The organism is Gilliamella sp. B3127, assembly GCF_026536935.1.
Lineage (GTDB): Bacteria > Pseudomonadota > Gammaproteobacteria > Enterobacterales > Orbaceae > Gilliamella > Gilliamella apicola_E.
On the sequence record NZ_JAFNNI010000010.1, the window covers coordinates 13,409 to 32,424 of the forward strand.

At 35.6% G+C, this 19,016-nt stretch carries 18 protein-coding genes and 1 pseudogene; 10 read left to right on the top strand and 9 right to left on the bottom strand.

The window, feature by feature from the left end; all coding sequences use genetic code 11:
• Positions 1 to 139: 139 nt before the first annotated feature.
• The 5 genes from J3U00_RS11265 (at position 140) to ubiA (ending at position 5,689) form a co-directional block, all read left to right on the top strand.
• Positions 140 to 2,590 (top strand): DMSO/selenate family reductase complex A subunit, encoded by a 2,451-nt coding sequence (locus tag J3U00_RS11265; RefSeq protein ID WP_267332439.1) that lies wholly within the window; start codon positions 140 to 142, stop codon positions 2,588 to 2,590.
• A gap of 21 nt (positions 2,591 to 2,611) precedes the next feature.
• Positions 2,612 to 3,226, top strand: a complete 615-nt coding sequence (locus J3U00_RS11270) for a DMSO/selenate family reductase complex B subunit (protein ID WP_267338058.1) — start codon at positions 2,612 to 2,614, stop codon at positions 3,224 to 3,226.
• A gap of 1 nt (position 3,227) precedes the next feature.
• Positions 3,228 to 4,067 (top strand): dimethyl sulfoxide reductase anchor subunit family protein, encoded by an 840-nt coding sequence (locus J3U00_RS11275; RefSeq protein ID WP_267332440.1) that lies wholly within the window; start codon positions 3,228 to 3,230, stop codon positions 4,065 to 4,067.
• Positions 4,068 to 4,102: 35 nt separating this feature from the next.
• Positions 4,103 to 4,678 carry a TorD/DmsD family molecular chaperone gene (locus J3U00_RS11280; RefSeq protein WP_065733715.1) on the top strand — a complete coding sequence of 192 codons (576 nt, stop codon included), beginning with the start codon at positions 4,103 to 4,105 and terminating at the stop codon, positions 4,676 to 4,678.
• A gap of 180 nt (positions 4,679 to 4,858) precedes the next feature.
• Positions 4,859 to 5,689: a 4-hydroxybenzoate octaprenyltransferase gene (gene ubiA / locus J3U00_RS11285; RefSeq protein WP_267332441.1), complete on the top strand. Its 831-nt coding sequence runs from the start codon at positions 4,859 to 4,861 to the stop codon at positions 5,687 to 5,689.
• A 132-nt stretch (positions 5,690 to 5,821) separates the two neighbouring features.
• Here the strand turns inward: ubiA and folP are convergent, their stop codons facing one another.
• The 3 genes and pseudogenes from folP to rlmE form a co-directional block, all read right to left on the bottom strand.
• Complete coding sequence (gene folP, locus J3U00_RS11290; RefSeq protein WP_065733717.1) at positions 5,822 to 6,658, bottom strand: dihydropteroate synthase; 837 nt, start codon at positions 6,656 to 6,658, stop codon at positions 5,822 to 5,824.
• Positions 6,659 to 6,850: 192 nt separating this feature from the next.
• Positions 6,851 to 8,704 (bottom strand): annotated as a pseudogene (ftsH, locus tag J3U00_RS11295) (ATP-dependent zinc metalloprotease FtsH); the annotation flags it as partial.
• Positions 8,705 to 8,779: 75 nt separating this feature from the next.
• Positions 8,780 to 9,406 carry a 23S rRNA (uridine(2552)-2'-O)-methyltransferase RlmE gene (rlmE, locus tag J3U00_RS11300; protein ID WP_267332442.1) on the bottom strand — a complete coding sequence of 209 codons (627 nt, stop codon included), beginning with the start codon at positions 9,404 to 9,406 and terminating at the stop codon, positions 8,780 to 8,782.
• A gap of 98 nt (positions 9,407 to 9,504) precedes the next feature.
• On the opposite strand from rlmE, the gene yhbY reads away from it, so the two are divergent.
• On the top strand, positions 9,505 to 9,798 hold the full coding sequence (yhbY, locus tag J3U00_RS11305; protein WP_065562810.1) for a ribosome assembly RNA-binding protein YhbY: 294 nt from the start codon (positions 9,505 to 9,507) through the stop codon (positions 9,796 to 9,798).
• A 44-nt stretch (positions 9,799 to 9,842) separates the two neighbouring features.
• On the opposite strand, the gene greA is transcribed toward yhbY, so the two are convergent.
• Complete coding sequence (gene greA / locus J3U00_RS11310) at positions 9,843 to 10,319, bottom strand: transcription elongation factor GreA (RefSeq protein WP_065562811.1); 477 nt, start codon at positions 10,317 to 10,319, stop codon at positions 9,843 to 9,845.
• Between the two features lie 228 nt (positions 10,320 to 10,547).
• On the opposite strand from greA, the gene J3U00_RS11315 reads away from it, so the two are divergent.
• Genes J3U00_RS11315 through hslO form a run of 3 tightly spaced genes read left to right on the top strand, consistent with a single transcriptional unit; the run spans position 10,548 to position 13,463 of the window.
• Positions 10,548 to 12,146: a hypothetical protein gene (locus J3U00_RS11315; protein ID WP_267332443.1), complete on the top strand. Its 1,599-nt coding sequence runs from the start codon at positions 10,548 to 10,550 to the stop codon at positions 12,144 to 12,146.
• A gap of 59 nt (positions 12,147 to 12,205) precedes the next feature.
• A complete protein-coding gene (hslR, locus tag J3U00_RS11320; protein ID WP_267332444.1) occupies positions 12,206 to 12,598 on the top strand; it encodes a ribosome-associated heat shock protein Hsp15 in 393 nt (130 codons plus the stop codon).
• 1 nt (position 12,599) lies between these two features.
• On the top strand, positions 12,600 to 13,463 hold the full coding sequence (gene hslO / locus J3U00_RS11325) for an Hsp33 family molecular chaperone HslO (protein WP_218058424.1): 864 nt from the start codon (positions 12,600 to 12,602) through the stop codon (positions 13,461 to 13,463).
• 211 nt (positions 13,464 to 13,674) lie between these two features.
• On the opposite strand, the gene tsaA is transcribed toward hslO, so the two are convergent.
• From tsaA to metN, 4 genes are all read right to left on the bottom strand, one after another.
• On the bottom strand, positions 13,675 to 14,382 hold the full coding sequence (tsaA, locus tag J3U00_RS11330) for a tRNA (N6-threonylcarbamoyladenosine(37)-N6)-methyltransferase TrmO (protein ID WP_065562815.1): 708 nt from the start codon (positions 14,380 to 14,382) through the stop codon (positions 13,675 to 13,677).
• A 79-nt stretch (positions 14,383 to 14,461) separates the two neighbouring features.
• Positions 14,462 to 15,361 carry a methionine ABC transporter substrate-binding lipoprotein MetQ gene (gene metQ / locus J3U00_RS11335; RefSeq protein ID WP_267332445.1) on the bottom strand — a complete coding sequence of 300 codons (900 nt, stop codon included), beginning with the start codon at positions 15,359 to 15,361 and terminating at the stop codon, positions 14,462 to 14,464.
• Positions 15,362 to 15,375: 14 nt separating this feature from the next.
• On the bottom strand, positions 15,376 to 16,035 hold the full coding sequence (locus J3U00_RS11340; protein ID WP_065562822.1) for a methionine ABC transporter permease: 660 nt from the start codon (positions 16,033 to 16,035) through the stop codon (positions 15,376 to 15,378).
• A gap of 112 nt (positions 16,036 to 16,147) precedes the next feature.
• Entirely contained in the window at positions 16,148 to 17,179 is a 1,032-nt protein-coding gene (gene metN / locus J3U00_RS11345) for a methionine ABC transporter ATP-binding protein MetN (RefSeq protein WP_065562817.1), read from the bottom strand.
• Positions 17,180 to 17,295: 116 nt separating this feature from the next.
• Here metN and gmhB point away from each other — a divergent pair, with 116 nt between their 5' ends.
• The gene (gene gmhB / locus J3U00_RS11350) at positions 17,296 to 17,832 is read left to right on the top strand and encodes a D-glycero-beta-D-manno-heptose 1,7-bisphosphate 7-phosphatase (RefSeq protein WP_065562818.1); all 537 of its coding nucleotides are present in this window, start codon (positions 17,296 to 17,298) and stop codon (positions 17,830 to 17,832) included.
• A gap of 36 nt (positions 17,833 to 17,868) precedes the next feature.
• Here the strand turns inward: gmhB and J3U00_RS11355 are convergent, their stop codons facing one another.
• Entirely contained in the window at positions 17,869 to 18,588 is a 720-nt protein-coding gene (locus J3U00_RS11355; RefSeq protein ID WP_220225383.1) for a DUF4184 family protein, read from the bottom strand.
• Positions 18,589 to 19,016 lie beyond the last annotated feature (428 nt).

Genomic DNA, 19,016 nt, shown 5'->3' on the forward strand with positions numbered 1-19,016 from the left:
AATTAAATTTTTAATTGATAATAATTCTTATTTTATTAATTTATTTTAAGTTAATTTCGATTTTAGCCTTTTTTCTGTTTTATAATCTTATCTATAGTATTATGATAAATACATCCCAAATAAAAAATAAGGGAATAGGATGAGCAAGTCAGAAAACAAAATAACTCGGCGTGATTTTTTGCAAAAATCACTAGCAATTGGTGGTGTGGCAGCACTAGCAAATAATTTGCAATTACCTTTTGCTTATGCAACATCTGAAACAAATCACGATAAAGCATTGATACCTAATCCCACTAATGATGAAAAGATTTTCTACAGCGCCTGTTTAGTGAATTGCGGTAGTCGCTGCCCACTAAAAGTCCATGTTAAAAACGATATTATTACTAAAATCTCATCCGAAGACGGTATTAATGATCCTATCTTCGGTCAACATCAAATTCGCCCATGTTTGCGGGGGCGAGCAGTACGCTGGCGAACTTACGATCCGGAGCGTTTAAAATACCCTATGGTGCGAATAGGTAAGCGTGGTGAAGGTAAATTTAAACGTATTAGCTGGGATGAAGCAATAACTTTATTGGCAGATAAACTTAAATACACCATTAATCGTTATGGCAATGAAGCTATTTATTGTCAATATGGAACAGGTACCACCGGCGCAAATATCGCCGGACGCAGTGCTTGTAGACGGTTTTTAAGTACTATCGGTGGTTATCTAAATTATCATGGCGATTACTCAAGTGGACAGATAACTGCTATTAAGCCTTATATTTATGGCAATGCTAAAGAGTCGCTCATTGATCAAATTAAACATTCAGATTTGGTTGTTATGTTTGGACATAATGTTGCTGAAACGCGAATGTCAGGCGGTGGGCAAGTAACGGAACTGTTTCATGCTTTAGCGCAAAGTAAAGCCAGAGTGATTATTATCGATCCTAGGCGTAGCGAAAGTGTGGTTGGCTATAATGCCGAGTGGATCCCGATTATTCCCGGTACCGATGCGGCGTTAGTTGCTGCAATTGGCTATGCTTTACTGGAAGAAGATAAAATTGATGAGGCAATGCTTAATCAATATTGTGTGGGTTGGAATGCTGACTCATTGCCGGATAGCGCACCCCCTTTTAGTGATTATAAATCTTATATTTTAGGTTTAGGTGATGATAGAATACCGAAAACGCCGGAGTGGGCAGCAAAAAAAACCGGTATCCCCGCTAAACAAATTCGTAAACTTGCCTTGGATATTGTTAACGCTAAAGCAGCATGGATTTCGCAAGGCTGGGGAGCACAACGTTGGCAAAATGGTGAGCATACTACAAGAGCAATTATGATATTGCCTATTATCACTGGTCAATTTGGTAAACCGGGCACCAATATTGGTACTTGGGGCGGAAGCGTGACTTATCCGGTTCCGGGTCTGAATTTATTAAATCCGATTAAAACCAGTATTCCATTTTTTTTATGGACTAAAGCGATCGAATCACCGCAGAATATGACCGCGAAGAATGCTTATATACTCGGTAAAGATAAATTGGATGTCGGTATCAAGTTTATCTGGAGTTATGCCAGTAATGTAATTGGTAACCAGCATGCCGATCTCAATCGAACACACCAAATTTTACAAGATGAATCTAAATGCGAATTTATCTTAGTGTGGGATACTCACATGACCGCATCAGCACGGTATGCCGATCTGTTATTACCGGATGTGTCATCTGTGGAAAGTAACGATTTAATTAATAATTCTTATGCATCCGGCGCTTACCATTATGTTATTCGTATGCAACGGGCTATTAAACCTCTTTGGGAAAATCGATCGTCTTATGATGTGTTAACTGATTTATCAGAAAAAATGGGTGTTAAAGATAAATTTACTGAAGGGCGAACGCAAGATGAGTGGATAGCGTATAGCTATGAAAGAATGCGCAAGCAAAATCCTGATTTACCGCCTTTTGCTGACACTGACGGTAAGGGTATTGTCGATCGTAAGTTAGCGGATAGTGATGCACAAATTGCCTTAAAAGCATTCCGGGATGATCCGATTAATCAGCCATTAAATACCCCGTCTGGCAAAATTGAAATTTATTCAGAAGCGCTGGCAAAAATAGCGGGTGAATGGGAGATTGAGCCGGACGATAAACTCTACCCAATTCCTGCTTATTTGCCTGCTATTGAAGGGAGTGAGGATCAACAAAAACGCGATAATTATCCGCTGCAAATGATTGGATTTCATATTAAAGGGCATTGTCACTCCTCTTATAGTAATCTTCCCCAACTACGAGAAGCTGTTGCCAGTAGTGTTTGGATTAATCCAATTGATGCTGAGCAAAGACAAATTAAGCATGGGCAATTAGTTGAAGTATTTAATGATCGTGGTCGGCTTTATATTCCGGCTAAAGTCACGCCTCGTATATTACCGGGCGTGATCGCTATACCTCAAGGGCTATGGGCAAAAACTAATGCTGCTGGTGTGGATATTGGTGGTTGTATTAATCGTTTAACCTCATTGCGCCCGTCAGTGTTAGCGAAGTCAAATTCGCAGCATACTAATTTGGTTGAAATCAAACCATTATCAACTATGCCAGCGGCATCATAATTAAAAAGGGAGATGATTAAAATGCAATATGGATTCTTTATTGATTCTTCCAAATGTACCGGGTGTAAAACCTGTCAGTTGAGCTGTAAAGACGAAAAAGATAATGCGCTGGGCGTGCATTTTCGCCGAGTTTATGAGTATGGTGGTGGATCGTGGCAACAAGTGGACGGGATTTGGCAAAATGATACTTTTACTTATTATTTGTCAATCTCATGTAATCATTGTGAGCAACCAACTTGCGTGCAAGGTTGTCCAACTGGTGCGATGCATAAACGCCAACAAGACGGCTTAGTGGTTGTTAATCAAGATGTGTGTATTGGTTGCCGCTATTGCGAAATGCGCTGTCCATATGGTGCGCCACAGTTTGATCATCAAAAGCGGGTTATGTCAAAATGCGATGGTTGTTATGAGCGTGTAGCCGAAGGCTTAAAGCCTGTGTGCGTCGAATCTTGTCCGCAACGTGCTTTAGATTTTGACGAGATAGGGAAATTACGTGAGCGTCATGGTGATGAACGTAATATTGCCCCTTTGCCTAATGCAGAGTTGACTAAACCGAATATTGTTATCAAACCACATGCTTTGGCTAAAAGCTCAGGCGATACACAAGGAAAAGTGCTCAATCCGGAGGAGGTATAATATGCATGAATTACCATTGGTGTTTTTTACGGTATTTGGGCAATTATCTGCCGGAATGGTGCTGTTAAGCAGCTTATCTTGCTTAATGAATTGTTCACAAGCTAATCCCATTATTCGTCAAAAAATTAATCTGTTAGCGCTGATTTTTATGGCTATTGGTATGCTGCTTGCCTCATTCCATTTAGGGCATCCTTTGCGGGCGTTAAATGTGATCTATGGGATTGGACGTTCGCCGATGAGTAATGAGATTTTCACTTTTGGTGTGGTATTTGGCGTTACATTCGCCTCAGTATTAATTCACTACTTTTCTCTCAATCCGAATAGCCAAAAACTGAAATTGATTAAACCGCTTTGTTTAAAGATTAATCGCCTTCCCTATATCAACCAGCTGATAGCCATCATCTTAATCCTATTGAGTTTAATTTTTGTGTGGACGATTGTTTTAACTTACATGCTACCAACAGTGAAAACATGGGATACCAACTATACCGCAATTCAAATGTATACAGCGATGCTGGCGTTGGGTGGAATTGCTAGCGCAATGCTTGGGTTATATCGTTTAGGCAATGCAGCTTTTATCATTGGTAGTGTATTGATTATATTATTAAAAATTCCCTATTATAATTTAATGATGACCATAAGCTCGGAGCTGGCTTGTGCGCAAGCAAGTTGGATGATTGCTGAGTGCATTTTAATCATAGTGGCACTACTATTGGTTGCTTTTAACATTTACCGTTCCAAACATAATGCAATAAGTTATCTTACTGCCTTTGCTTGCGTGTTTATTGCTGAAGTTTGCGGCCGTATTGCCTTTTATAATTTATGGATGATACCGCTATAATTAACAATATAACTGACCGACAACAAGTAACGTCAATGAATAAAGAGAAAAGATTCGATAATCTCACTTGTGCTACCCTAGCAAAAGTACTGGGTGCTTTTTTTTATTATCCGCCTAATAGTCAAACCGTTGAACCGTTGCTTGAGGCTCTATTGCATATTGACCAACTGGCGGATTGGCAAAATCCAGAGCTCATTAGCCAGCAATGCCAGATATTGGCAACGCAAATCAGCCATGCCGATCTGGATTATCAATTCTCGTTATTGTTTGAAGGGCAAGGCAAAATGCCGGCCCCGCCTTGGGGATCTGTCTATTTGGATCAAGAAAAACTATTAATGGGGGAATCGCAAGAGCGCTATCGTCAATTTTTACAGCAGCATGGTTTAACGCTTAATACCGGTATGAATGAGCCGGAAGATCAGTTTGGTTTAATGTTAATGGCTTATGCGATATTGCTGGAAAAACAAAAAACGCAAGCGGCGAATCAACTGATTGATGAACACTTAATGACTTGGTCATCAGCTTATCTAGATCAATTAAAACATAATCAAGTTAGCCAATTTTATCGGGCATTAGCCGTGATGGCAGAGCAGTATTTACTTTTGTTGTAACGCTTTATTACCACAATTAATCAATTTAGTTAGATTAACCGTTTTGGATATGACACGATATTAGGTAAATTGACTTGATTGATTACACATGTAGCAGCATCAAATAAAAACGGTATTTATCCGCATTGCAGCTTTAACAAGATCAGGTATAATCCGCCCATTATAATTGAGGATAGATATATGTTAGCTTATATAAAACTGATGCGGTTAGATAAACCAATCGGCATTTTACTGCTACTTTGGCCGACTTTGTCAGCAATATGGCTTGCTGATCCCTATCCAACTGAAAAACTGGTTTTGATATTTACGCTAGGTGTCATTGTTATGCGATCCGCCGGTTGTGTTGTGAATGATTATGCTGATCGCCATTTTGATGCGCATGTAGAGCGAACTCAAAGTCGTCCGTTAGTGCAGGGTGAATTAACAGCAAAGAATGCTAAATGGACATTATTGATATTATTATTAATGGCCGCTTGCCTATTATTATTTTTAAACGCTTTGTCGTGGTTGATTGCTGGCTTTGCATTGTTAACTGCGATGATTTATCCGTTTATGAAACGTTATACTTATTTTCCACAAATAGTGTTGGGAATTGCATTTAGTTGGAGCATTCCAATGGTCTATGCGGCCACAATTGAACAGTTTCCGTTAACCTGTTGGTTATTGTGTTTGGCAAATATTTGTTGGGCAGTTGCTTATGATACCGAATATGCCATGGTTGATCGAAATGATGATATCAAAATTGGCATTAAATCGACGGCTGTTTTGTTTGGTTACTATGATAAATTGTGGATAGGCATTCTACAGATAATAACATTGATTTGCTTGATAATTATTGGTCTCAATAATCATTTATCTTTTATTTATTATTGTGGATTATTGGTTGTGTCGTTACTGTTTATTTATCAACAATGGTTAATCAATGATCGTGATAGAACTCGATGCTTTAAAGCTTTTCAAAATAATAATTATGTTGGTTTTATGATGTTTCTAAGTATTTTTATTGTTTAAAAATTATTTGAAACAGTGATGCCAAAAATTGAAAATTCTCAAGCATAAAACAAAAAGGGATTTTTATAGTATTTGTCTAAAAATTCCCTTTTTAATAAAATAATGGCTTATTTTGTTAAAGTTAAACCGCGTTTATTCCTGTTCAGCTAAAGTGGCTTGCACAATTCGCAGTGCATCAAAGGTTTCTTTTACGTCATGAACTCGAATAATCTGCGCACCTTTCATGGCTGCAATTACTGCACAAGAAACGCTACCTAACATACGTTCTTTAGGCGAAACATTTAATACTTGTCCAATCATGGATTTGCGAGACATGCCAACTAATAGCGGTAAATGAAAGTGATGAAATTTTTCAAGTGTTGCTAGTAATCGATAATTGTGTGCCAATGTTTTACCAAACCCAAAACCCGGATCAAGAATAATTTTTTCTCGTTCAATTCCTGCGTTTATGCAACGATTGATATGTTGAGCAAAAAATTGATCAACTTCTTGATAGATGTCTTGTTGATAATGCGGAGCATTTTGCATAGTTTGAGGATCGCCTTGCATATGCATAATGCAAACCGGTAATCCTGTTTGAGCTGCGGCTTCGACTGCACCTGATTCAGTTAATGCTCGGATATCATTAATTAAATGTGCTCCTGCTTTTGCTGATTCAGTCATAACTTGAGGCTTAGAGGTATCAACGGAAATCCAAACATCAAAATAGCGAGCCACTTTTTCAACTAAAGGCACAACTCTATCTAATTCTTCTTCAACTGAGACGAAGGCTGCACCAGGACGAGTTGATTCGCCCCCTATATCAATAAATGTTGCGCCTGCTTGTATCATATTATCAACTCGACGCATGGCATCATCAAGATTGTTATAATTACCGCCATCAGAAAAAGAATCTGGCGTCATGTTTACGATACCCATTACCTGTGGAAAAGAGAGATCCATAATTTGATTGTTGAAACGAATTTCCATGATTATGCCTTATTTGAGTCATCTGCTTTTTGTTATCGCTAAGCTTTGTTATAAGCTAAACGATAGCAAAATCATTCAAGTTTGTTACCTGTTTTGAAAATCACTTTTATTTTAGATTTATTTAAATTATCCGATAAAAAACGCGCCGTAGCGCGTTATAAAAATTAAAACAGATTAATCATCAGATTCAGGTGGTGTACCTTCATTCGGAACTTCTTGAGCTGCTATTTCATCGCTGGCTGTCCAACCTTCTGGTGGTGTGACTGGCTGGCGATTCATCAGTTCATCAATCTGTTGTTTATCAATTGTTTCATATTTCAGTAAAGCATCTTTCATTGCATGAAGAATATCAATATTTTCAGTTAGTGTTGTTTTAGCTCGTTGATAGTTTCGTTGAAGGATTGCATCAACTTCTTCATCAATAATTTTAGCTGTACCATCAGATATTTTTTTCATGATCCCATAAGAAGACTCTTCATATTCAAACAATGCAGGTGGTAAACGATCTGAGAAACCCCACTGTGTAACCATTGCTCTGGCTATGTTAGAAGCGTATCGTATATCACTAGATGCACCTGAGGTAATTTTATCTTCACCATAAATTAGGCCTTCGGCAATTCTTCCTGCATAAGCTGTAGATATTTTAGACTCTAACTGAGTACGACTTTGACTAATTTGATCGCCTTCTGGTAAGAAGAAGGCTACACCTAATGCCCCTCCTCGAGGAATAATAGTTACTTTATGAAGCGGATCATGATCTGGCATTAAATAACCTACAATTGCATGTCCCGCTTCATGATAAGCTGTATTGGTTAATTGCTCTTTTGTCATGGATAACGAACGACGTTGAGTTCCCATATCGATTTTATCTTTGGCCTCTTCAAACTCATCCATTGTGACTAAACGTTTATTACGACGCGCGGCAAATAGCGCAGCTTCGTTAACTAAATTAGCTAATTGAGCACCGGAATAATTTGGTGTTCCGCGAGCTAATACTGCTAGATTAACATCAGAACCTAAAGGCACTTTACGTACATGTACTGCCAGAATTTGTTCACGGCTTTTTAAGTCAGGTAAATCAATTTGAACTTGACGGTCAAAACGACCCGGACGAAGTAATGCAGGATCGAGAATGTCCGCACGGTTTGTTGCTGCAATAATGATAATACCACTGTTAGCTTCAAAGCCATCCATTTCAACTAACATTTGGTTTAGAGTTTGTTCGCGCTCATCATGTCCGCCCATTGAGCCGGCACCACGTTTTCGACCAACAGCATCAATTTCATCAATAAAGATAATACATGGTGAATGTTTACGGGCTTGTTCAAAAAGGTCACGTACACGTGATGCGCCAACACCGACAAACATTTCAACAAAATCTGAACCTGAAATACTAAAGAAAGGCACGTTTGCTTCACCCGCAATGGCTCTAGCTAATAATGTTTTACCCGTACCCGGAGGTCCTACCATTAAAATCCCTTTAGGAATACGACCGCCTAATTTTTGGTATTTGCCAGGATCACGTAAAAAATCGACGACTTCTGTTACTTCTTGTTTAGCTTCTTCACTGCCTGCTACATCTGTAAATTTAGTCTTAACTTGGTCAGGCGTTAACATTTTGGCTTTACTTTTGCCTACCGACATTGGGCCACCTTTACCCCCGCCTTGCATTTGGCGCATAACAAAGAACCAAAAACCAAGTAATAAGATAATTGGAAACCAAGAAATCAAGATACTAACCAATAAGCTTGGTTTTTCATCTGGACTGCCGTAAACAGCAATATCATTGAGCACCAAGTTATCGACTAGTTTTTCATCAAGGTAAGGGATATAAGTAACATAATTACTACTACTTTTAGTTGTAGCAACAATTTCGCGACCATTAATATGTACTTCTTTGAGTTTGCCGCTCGTTACATCCGAATTAAATTTGGTATAATCGACTTGAGGACCGCTATTGGATAACGCGCTGAATTGGTTGAATACAGCAAACAATACTACCGCGATAACGCCCCAGATCAGTAAATTCTTTACCATGTCGTTCAAAAGAAAAACCTCTCATAAAATTAACAGTTACGACTAAAATTAACCAAGTATGGTACTACAAAATTGTACGGCTGGCTACTTCATCCCCATTGCTACAATATATACTTCTCGAGACCGTGCGCGCGAAGCTTCAGGCTTTCGAATTTTGACTGTTTTAAACAGTGATCTAACTGTTTTTAGATATTCTTCAAAGCCTTCGCCCTGGAATACTTTTACAATAAAACTCCCATTAGGTGCAAGAACGTCTTTACACATATCTAATGCAAGTTCAACTAAATACATAGCTCTTGGTATATCAACTGCAGGCTGTCCACTCATATTCGGAGCCATATCTGACATAACAACTTGTACTTTCTCTTTACCAACGCGCTCAAGTAAGGTATTTAATACGGCTTCATCCCTAAAGTCACCTTGCAAGAAATCAACGCCAACTATTGGATCCATCGGTAATAAATCACAAGCAATAATTCGTCCCTTATTACCGATGAGTGATGCAACATATTGTGACCATCCGCCCGGTGCTGCCCCTAAATCCACGACAGTAATTCCTGGTTTGAATAGTTTGTCACTTTTTTGTATTTCTTCTAATTTAAACCATGCTCTAGAACGTAGGCCTTTTTTTTGTGCTTGTTGTACAAAGCGATCTTTAAAATGTTCATTTAGCCAACGAGTAGAACTTGCTGAGCGTTTTTTGTTACTCACAGCGAATAAATCCTTAGTGTATAGAGGTTACTTCAATTGATTACAAATATATATAAGGGTAGAATAGCAAAATTGCAACTTAATGTGATAAAAAATTAATGAATTTATCGAATAAACAAAAACAGTACTTAAAAAGTGAAGCTCATCATTTAAAACCGATAGTGATGATTGGTGCTAATGGATTTACCGAAGGCGTTCTTGCCGAAATCGAAAATGCACTAAATTTCCATGAGTTAATTAAAATTAAAATCGCTGCCGAAGATCGTGAAACGAAAAAATTAATTTGTGAAGCTATTATCCGCGAAACAAATGCATTACCCGTTCAACAAGTCGGATCTATTTTTACGGTATTTAGACCTAGCGAAGATAAGAAAATTACTTTACCCAAATAAAAAAACAGGGCAATAGCCCTGTTTTTTATTGCAGTTGAGTTTTATTAGATATACTCAACTTTAACAATATCAAATTCAACATTACCGCCTGGTGTTTTGATTTGGACGGTATCACCATCTTCTTTACCAATAAGACCTCGAGCGATAGGTGAGTTAACCGAAATTAAATTTTGTTTATAATCTGCTTCATCATCGCCAACAATTCGATAAGTTGTTTCTTCATCGGTATCGATATTAATTACAGTCACTGTGGCACCAAAAATTATGCGTCCAGTATTTTTTACCTTGGTAATATCAATAATTTGTGCTTGAGATAATTTGCCTTCGATTTCTTGAATACGACCTTCACAAAAACCTTGTTGTTCTCTTGCTGCATGATATTCCGCGTTTTCTTTTAAATCTCCGTGCGCTCTGGCTTCTGCAATAGCAGCAGTAATTTGAGGTCTTTTAATATTTTTAAGTTCTTCAAGTTCTGCTCGTAATAATTCGGCTCCCCTTACTGTCATTGGGATCTGTTTCATCTCGATTTTTTCCTGTTTATATGGTCAATAAAAAAGAATTTTTCACCTTAATCAAAGGATGAAGATTAATTCCGTGAATTTGTTATTCTAAAGTCATAATTGGCTATATATTAACGTTAAAACTAGTTTAACAACAAATCATTTATATTAAAATCAAGTGCTATTTTACCCAAAATCAGGTATTGTTATATAAATTTTAATCCATTTTTATTACTATACTGCTTATTTATGAGACGGTTACGATCTTGTTTAATTTTGCTCTTTTCGATTATCTGGTTGTTAATTGTAGTTAGTTATTTTGCCTTGCAAACCAATTATGGAGCAAAAGTACTGAGTCAACAATTATCAAAGCTTGGACCATACACTATATCAATTGGTAAGATAAATCACTCATTAGCTAATTTTTATGAGTTAAGTATTGATAATTTATTGGTAATAAATGATAAGCAAGAAGTGACTAAAATTGGAAAGTTAACTATTGGTTTTGATAAGAAAAATTTATTGCAACTTCATCATTTTAATTATATTAATGTGATTGATGGTGAATTTAATGGTGTTGATATTACTAATTTTTCGGCTAATGTATTAAAGTTTTATAATTCTACAATAAATTTTTCGTTTAATGATGAGCAAGATTCTCTTTCTTTAAAAGGCGTTGATGGCCGTATTAAACCCTTTGATTTAAGTAGTAAAGAGCCATATCAATTTGATTTCACTTCACAAAAAGCATCATTTAATCAGATACCGATAAACAAAATATTGTTACAAGGATATTATCGTGATGGGGTTACAGCAATCACCAATTTAGGCGGTAATATGGATAATGGTTTTTTTGTTAGTAAATTAAAAGTATTAGCCGATGGTAGCTTAGATATAGCCCAATTAAGATTAAATAATATCCGTTTTCAACCAGATGATTATACTGAATTAAATAAGTATTTGCCTAAATTTCCAAAGTTTAGGTTAGAAGAACTTTTAATTTTAGACAGTAATATTCAATTACCTAATTTAATTATTGCTAAGGGAAATTTTGAAATAACCAATATTAGTTATGATAATCAGTGGAATCTGAATGAAACTTCCTTTATTTTTAATGCAGATAATTTGGTTTGGTTTGATCAAATATATTCTTCTTTATTGCTTCAATTGTCTTTTAAAGATAATGAAATTGATATCAAAAAAGCGGTTGCTCGGTGGCATAACGGTGATGTTCATTTAGATGGTAGTTGGAAAAATAATTCATTACATTTGAATAAGTTATTGTTGACAGGCATCAGTTATGAGTTATCTGATGAAGCAAAACAACCGTTATTACCAGATATATTTAATCGTGTTGACGTTGATCAGTTAATCATATTGCAAAGTATGTTAACCAGCATTAAATCTGATTATCCTTTTAACATTGCAAACTTTGATGTTTCGGGGAAAAATGTGAGCTTAGTTGAAGACAACAAATTTGGGTTATATTCGGGCTCACTATTTCTTAAAGCTAATAATGCTTCAGTTAATAAAGTAAGTATTAAATATCCTAGTGTGTCGGTAGATATTGATCTTCAGCATCGCACATTATTAAGTTTTAATGCATTAGTTAATGGCGGAATAATTGACTCAACTGCAATAATTAATCCTTTGCATTCTGAATTTGAATCATTTCACCTCATTAGCAAAGGTACCACAAGTGAGCTGCTTAATCGATGGAAGTTAGTACAGAATCCTCCAGAGTCGTTAAATTATCGAGCTGATTTGCGCGGTAAGATAGCTCCATTTAGTTTATCTGGAATTTTTTCGACAGGTGGCAATGATTATTCAATTCATCCACAACATTGATTTTAATAAAACGATACTTATATTAGTTATAAATGTATTAAGTCTTAAACGAGGAAACAATGCATCTCGTCAGATTAGATAAATGGTTATGGGCCGCGCGGTTTTATAAAACGCGTTCCATTGCTCGTGAAATGATTGAAGGTGGAAAAGTTCATTATAATGGCCAACGAGCAAAGCCAAGCAAAATAGTTGAAGTTGGGGCGATGATAGTGCTTAGGCAAGGTAATGAGCAAAAGACAATTCGAGTTTTAGCCATTAATGACCAGCGTAGAGCCGCAAGAGAAGCGGAATATCTTTACCAAGAAACCCCAGAGAGCATTGAAAAACGTGAAAATATTGCTCAGGCAAGAAAACTTAATGCATTAGCCATGCCGCATCCGGACCGACGACCTGATAAAAAAGAGCGGCGTACATTAATTAAATTTAAATATGAAAGACAACAAGGCAATTAATATGGATACTTTAAATCGGTTTTTATTTGATAATCATCCTGTTCGAGGGGAAATCACTCGACTTGAAAAAACATACCAATCTATTTTAGAAAACCATAATTATCCTATTCCAGTACAGAATTTATTAGGTGAATTATTAGTAGCCACCAGTTTATTAACCGCTACATTGAAATTCGATGGTGATATTGCTGTGCAATTACAGGGGGATGGGCCATTAACATTAGCAGTGGTAAATGGCAATAACCTACAAGAATTACGTGGTGTTGCGCGAGTAAATGGTGAAATTGCCGATAATGCTTCTCTTAAGGAGATGGTTGGCAACGGTTACATTGTAATTACCATAACGCCTAAAAAAGGCGAACGTTATCAAGGCATTGTTGGATTAGAAAAAGAAACGCTAATTGGCTGTATTGAAAATTATTTTATGCAGTCTGAACAACTGCCAACTCGTTTATTCGTTAAAACTGGAGTTCATAATAACACACCGATGGCTGCAGGGATTTTATTGCAAGTGTTACCTGCAAATGAAAATACTCAAGAGTCATTTGAGCTTCTAAGCACATTGACTGAAACCATCACTAGCCAAGAGTTGTTTCAACTTCCTACTGATGAAATTTTATATCGTCTTTATAATCAAGAAGAAGTTCGCTTATTTGAAACTCAACAAATTGTATTTAAATGTGGTTGTTCACGACAACGTTGTGAAGATAGTTTAATGACATTACCAGCCAAGGAAATTGATGAGATTCTTAATGAAGACGATGGCAAAATTGACATTCATTGTGATTATTGTGGAAAACATTATCTGTTTGATGCGATAGATATTGCTGAATTGAGAAATAAGAAAAATAACAATTATCATTGATGCAAATAAAAGGTGCCACTAAAATTATTAAAACTTTAGTGGCAAAGTGAAATATAGGGAATTAAACCCTCATTTAATTTAGCAGAATTAAGCTCTCTTACCAACCTATATTATCGGTATTATGTAATTCTTTTGTAAAGAATTTTTACAAAAAAAATATTTAATTACATATCTCATTGTTTTGTAAATTTATCGTTTAAATAAATTAACATTACCGTTCAATAATATGTATATTTTCAATAACGGCTAAGCAGCCTATCACCTTCCATTTAATATTAAAATGATATAGTGAGATTGCATAAGTTTGCTCATGGTTGTTTTTTTGTTTATAAGCTGGTCTTGGATCTTGAGATATTACTTGTTCAATTAATTCGGTTAGTTGTGGATAATCTTGTTGGGATTCAATAAATAATTTAGCGTTAGCTGAGAATGAAACTTCAAGTTTCTGTTCAGGAAGCATTTGAGCGTAACCCGCTTTCGCATCAGGATGGCTATCACAGTAAGGTAAGTAGGGTTTTATATCAATTATAGGTGTGCCATCTACGAGATCTAATCCCCCTAACTTTAAAATCACCTGATTTTTTTCAACAATAATATCTATTAATTCAACAACTGAAAGACCAATATTATTAGGTCTATATGGAGATCTTGTTGCAAATACGCCTAAACTTTTGTTTCCTCCTAAACGAGGTGGGCGTACCGTTAATCTCCTCTTAGTTGGCTCAATATGGTGGAAATGAAATAAAAGCCATAGATGAGAAAACTGTTCTAATCCTTTGACACTGATAGGATTGTTATATGGTGTAAGTAAATGTAGTTCACCTTGAGCAGCTTTGACCAGATTGGGTTGACGAGGCACTGCAAATTTTTCAACATAAGGTGACTGGATGATACCAATTGGTTCAAATTGATATGTCATTGTTGATTCTTTATTTAATTATTTTAATGATTTCCGTCGACGAATGCCGACGGAATATAATAAATTATAGCTTGCTAATTTACCAACCACGAATTGCGCCACCATTAAAAATTTGGTCAGCTTTTTGCGCTACTGCATCAGTTTGGTAAGATTTAACAAAGTTTTTTACATTTTCATTATCTTTATCCGCTTCACGCGATACGATAATGTTAACATATGGAGACTCTTTATCTTCAACAAAAATACCATCTTTGCTTGGTGTTAAATTTGCTTGTCCAGCAAATGCATTGTTAATAATAGCAAGATCGACTTGCGAATCATCTAGCGAACGAGGTAGCATCGGAGCTTCTAGTTCGATAATTTTATATTCATATGGGTTACTTGTGATATCAAGTACAGTTGGCAGTAAACCTTTTGTCTTATCAACAGTAATTAAACCTTCATGTTGTAATAAAAGTAATGCACGGCCTAAATTTGTAGGGTCATTAGGAATGGCAATTGTTGATTTAGCTGGAATAAAGAACGTTTCGCCTCGAGGTGAGGTTACTTTTACACCTTCCCCAGTTTCACTGCTATTCTCAATCGGTTTTAATTTGTGTGAGTAACTTGCAATAGGGTAAACAAATGAGTTACCAACAACAGTTAATTTATAACCTCTTTCTTTGATTTGTTCATCTAAATATGGTTTATGTTGAAAAGCGTTAATATCAATTAATCCATCATTTAATGCTTGATTTGGAGTAACGTAATCATTAAAAATCACAAGTTCAACATCAAGATTATAAAGGCTTTTAGCTTGTTGTTTGGCTACTTCTGCTACTTCTTGTTCAGGACCTGAAATTACACCAACTTTGATAGTACTTACTTTTGCTGGTTCTGCTGGTTTGTTATCAGTTACAGATGATTGTTTATTATCACAACCTGTTAAAAAAAATGCACTTACCAAAGTAGTGGCTAGTGCTAGCTGTTTAATTGACATAATTTTCTCCAAAATTAATGATGAGTAACATACCTTACAATCCTATTGCCAATAGCTTGGATCAGGAATACTAATATAACTAATAAAATAACAACTGTATTCATTATAGCGGGTTTGTAACTATTATAGCCATATTGAATAGCCAATTGCCCTAAGCCTCCAGCTCCAACAGCTCCACTGAGTGCAATATAGCCTGTTAATGTTATCAGTGTTATTGTCATGCTATTAATAATAATAGGTAGAGATTCGGGAATAAGAACTTTATATATAATCTGTAATGGTGTGGCTCCCATTGAACGAGCAGCTTCAATTAAACCTTTAGGAATATCCAGTAAAGCATTTTCAATCATTTTTGCAATTAAAGGCGCAACACCTACACTAAGCGGAACAATAACACCTTGTCTACCTAAAAAGGTGGCTTGGCCGGTTATAATGTCCATTACTTCTACTGTGAAAGGTTTTATCCATAAAATTAATATAATAAAAGGAATTGCTCGAAATATATTTGTGAGAAAAGAGAATGTAAAATTTACAATGTCATTTTCAAGTATGTTACCTTTTCGGGTGACATACAACAATATACCTAATGGTAATCCAATTAACGTTCCATAAAAACCTGATAACAACACCATATAAATAGTATCATCGGTTGCTTGTGCCATTTTGAATAGCATTGCTTCACTAAAACCATTAAATGAAGAACAAAATGTAACAAAATCTTCCCAGAAACCATGTTGAGCTAAATAGCGAAAAATCGATTCAAATGGTTTAAATGAAGGAATAAAATCAAACATAGCCTAAAACCTCAACTTTAGTATTATTTTTTTCTAGAAACGCAATTGCTGATGCAGTACTTTTCTGTTTTCCTTTCATTTCAGTTAACATCAAACCAAATTTAACGCCACCCGCATAATCCATCTGAGCGCTGATAATATTACTATCAACTTCGAATTCTTTAGCTATTTGAGACAGTAAAGGTAAATCTACCGATACACCAGAAAATTCCAAACGAACAAGTGGATTAAGTCCTTCTTTATGTACTGGTGTTAGTCTAGCTAAATAATCATCTGGAATAGTAAGGTGTAATGTTGATTGAATGAATTGCCTTGCAATATCTGTTTTAGCATGCGAAAACATTTCACCGACTGAAGATTGTTCAACTAATTCTCCGTTACTAATAACTGCTACTTGGTCGCAAATCTGTTTAACAACATCCATTTCATGAGTGATTAATAAAATGGTTAAACCTAGTTTTTGGTTGATATCTTTTAATAATGCTAAAATAGAACGTGTTGTTTCAGGGTCAAGGGCACTGGTTGCTTCATCACATAATAATACTTTAGGATCACTTGCTAACGCTCTAGCAATAGCGACGCGTTGTTTTTGTCCACCCGATAAATTAGCTGGATAGACATCAGCCTTTTCACTTAAACCTACAAGTTCAATAAGCTCATTTACTTTTTGCTTGATTACCTTTTTAGGTGTTTTATTTAGTTCAAGTGGAAAAGCAATGTTATCGAATACAGTTCTAGATGATAACAAATTAAAATGCTGAAAAATCATGCTAATCTTTCGGCGTACTTCAATTAATTTTCGATTAGATAAATGGGTGATATCTTGGTTGTCAAAAAATATTTTTCCACTGGTTGGTTTTTCTAATAGATTGACACAACGTATTAATGTGCTTTTACCTGCGCCTGACTTGCCAATAACACCATAAATTTTACCTTGAGGAACATTTAATGAAATGTCCTTTAAAGCATGGATAGTGGTTTTATTGTGCTCAAAATTTTTTGAGATGTGTTCAAGTTTTATCATGATATATACTAATAAAAAGGGATGGATAAATATTAAGACGTCTAGACATCTATGTCAATCGATAATATCCTATATAAAGCTAGATAGACACCTCTATAAAAGGAAGATGATTAAACATGAAGCCTGCTATATTTTTAGATCGAGATGGTACAATTAATATAGATTACAATTATGTACACACTATTGATAAATTCCACTTTATTGATGGTGTAATTGATGCAATGCGAGAACTCAAAGAAATGGGTTTTTTACTTGTTATTACAACTAACCAATCTGGTATTGCGAGAAACATATTTACTGACGAGCAATTCAATACCTTAACAGAATGGATGGATTGGTCATTACAAGACCGAGGTGTTGACATTGATGGTGTTTATTATTGCCCACATGATCCTCTGGTTGATGACTGTGAATGCCGAAAACCAAATCCCGGTATGATACAAACAGCAGCGAAAGAGTTAAAAATTGATATTGCCAACTCTTATATGGTCGGTGACCGAGTGTCTGATTTATTGTCGGGGAAAAAGGCCGGAGTTAAAAAAACGGTTTTGGTGAAAACCGGTGATGCCATTACTGAAGAAGCATTAGCGCAAGCTGATTGGGTAATTGATAGCTTGGCGGATTTACCCAATAAAATAAAAGCAGAGTCATAATTTTCTAAAAATACTATTGTTATACGGCATTTAAAATTAGTGCCGTATAATTTTCACGATAAGAGGTGATAATATTAACCCCAAAAATAGTGCATTAATAAAGTTCACCACACTTTGACCAAAGGTATGAATAGTATTGGCGAAAAAAAGAGAAAAACAACTTAAAAAAATCAAAAACACTGTCCCCCAATATAGAAAGCTAATTTTATTTGTCTTATCAACCAAGATCGGTAATCTGAAAATAAAGAGACATATTAAACTAAATCCTATCAAAGTACTTCCATGTTGGAGTAATTGGTAGATAGGAATATTAGTATTTTTTAATGAAATTGTCTGTTGTAAAAAAGGTAGGTGTTGTACAAAAAAGCCCGTTAAGTGGGTAAAACTATCCCAACCTAAATGAGATAGTGCGCCAATTAATGCAGAAGTTATGACAATAAACCAGTGATGGTAGCTATATTCACGCCAATTAAAATTTAGATAATGAGCAAACCGTTTATAAAGAAAATGGGGCAAATTCTTGATCAATTCATTACGAATAATAAAGTGAAAGATAAAAGCAACCATTAATGTTATTGGTAGATCAAAATAAAAGATACCTAATAAAGTATGGCTCATATCACTTTTTATTTTCATTCTAAGAAAATATTCAAAGTCAGGTGACATACTACCTATAATTAAGGTTGTCATGGAAAAAAATTTAGGCTTTTTGTAAAAAGGTAAAACAATTGCTGGATGTGCAAAAGTGAAAGGCATAAAAAATCCACTTAAAAAGTTAGACTGAAATAGAAAAAAAGCAATTATATAATCAATAGTAAATTAAAGAAAGTTTGTAAAATTTGTATAGAATTAGTTTATTTTCACAGCGTCATGTGTAAAAAAAACACAAACGGAAATAAATTTGCAATAATCGCTTGCATGATTTTTCTAAGGCTCTATAATGCGCATCCACTGACACGGCGTCAGCGAAAGCAGACGATAATGAAGTTGGTGAACAAGATCAAATTTTTTAAAAAAAGATCTTGACGAATAAAAAGGTGTAGCGTAGTATACGCAGCCCTTGAGACAGCAAACTGAAGCAAGAAATTGAGAAGTTAACTTAAAGCTGTCAGCTCTTTAAAAAGAAGAAACAGACAATCTGTGTGGGCACTTGCGAGACGAAAAATTAAAAGTCTACGGACTCA

Excerpts from the sequence above, each read along its gene's own strand:
- J3U00_RS11265 (WP_267332439.1), top strand. The coding sequence starts at position 140 with ATGAGCAAGTCAGAAAACAAAATAACTCGGCGTGATTTTTTGCAAAAA.
- J3U00_RS11270 (WP_267338058.1), top strand. The coding sequence starts at position 2,612 with ATGCAATATGGATTCTTTATTGATTCTTCCAAATGTACCGGGTGTAAA.
- J3U00_RS11275 (WP_267332440.1), top strand. The coding sequence starts at position 3,228 with ATGCATGAATTACCATTGGTGTTTTTTACGGTATTTGGGCAATTATCT.
- J3U00_RS11280 (WP_065733715.1), top strand. The coding sequence starts at position 4,103 with ATGAATAAAGAGAAAAGATTCGATAATCTCACTTGTGCTACCCTAGCA.
- ubiA (WP_267332441.1), top strand. The coding sequence starts at position 4,859 with ATGTTAGCTTATATAAAACTGATGCGGTTAGATAAACCAATCGGCATT.
- folP (WP_065733717.1), bottom strand. The coding sequence starts at position 6,658 with ATGGAAATTCGTTTCAACAATCAAATTATGGATCTCTCTTTTCCACAG.
- yhbY (WP_065562810.1), top strand. The coding sequence starts at position 9,505 with ATGAATTTATCGAATAAACAAAAACAGTACTTAAAAAGTGAAGCTCAT.
- greA (WP_065562811.1), bottom strand. The coding sequence starts at position 10,319 with ATGAAACAGATCCCAATGACAGTAAGGGGAGCCGAATTATTACGAGCA.
- J3U00_RS11315 (WP_267332443.1), top strand. The coding sequence starts at position 10,548 with ATGAGACGGTTACGATCTTGTTTAATTTTGCTCTTTTCGATTATCTGG.
- hslR (WP_267332444.1), top strand. The coding sequence starts at position 12,206 with ATGCATCTCGTCAGATTAGATAAATGGTTATGGGCCGCGCGGTTTTAT.
- hslO (WP_218058424.1), top strand. The coding sequence starts at position 12,600 with ATGGATACTTTAAATCGGTTTTTATTTGATAATCATCCTGTTCGAGGG.
- tsaA (WP_065562815.1), bottom strand. The coding sequence starts at position 14,382 with ATGACATATCAATTTGAACCAATTGGTATCATCCAGTCACCTTATGTT.
- metQ (WP_267332445.1), bottom strand. The coding sequence starts at position 15,361 with ATGTCAATTAAACAGCTAGCACTAGCCACTACTTTGGTAAGTGCATTT.
- J3U00_RS11340 (WP_065562822.1), bottom strand. The coding sequence starts at position 16,035 with ATGCTATTCAAAATGGCACAAGCAACCGATGATACTATTTATATGGTG.
- metN (WP_065562817.1), bottom strand. The coding sequence starts at position 17,179 with ATGATAAAACTTGAACACATCTCAAAAAATTTTGAGCACAATAAAACC.
- gmhB (WP_065562818.1), top strand. The coding sequence starts at position 17,296 with ATGAAGCCTGCTATATTTTTAGATCGAGATGGTACAATTAATATAGAT.
- J3U00_RS11355 (WP_220225383.1), bottom strand. The coding sequence starts at position 18,588 with ATGCCTTTCACTTTTGCACATCCAGCAATTGTTTTACCTTTTTACAAA.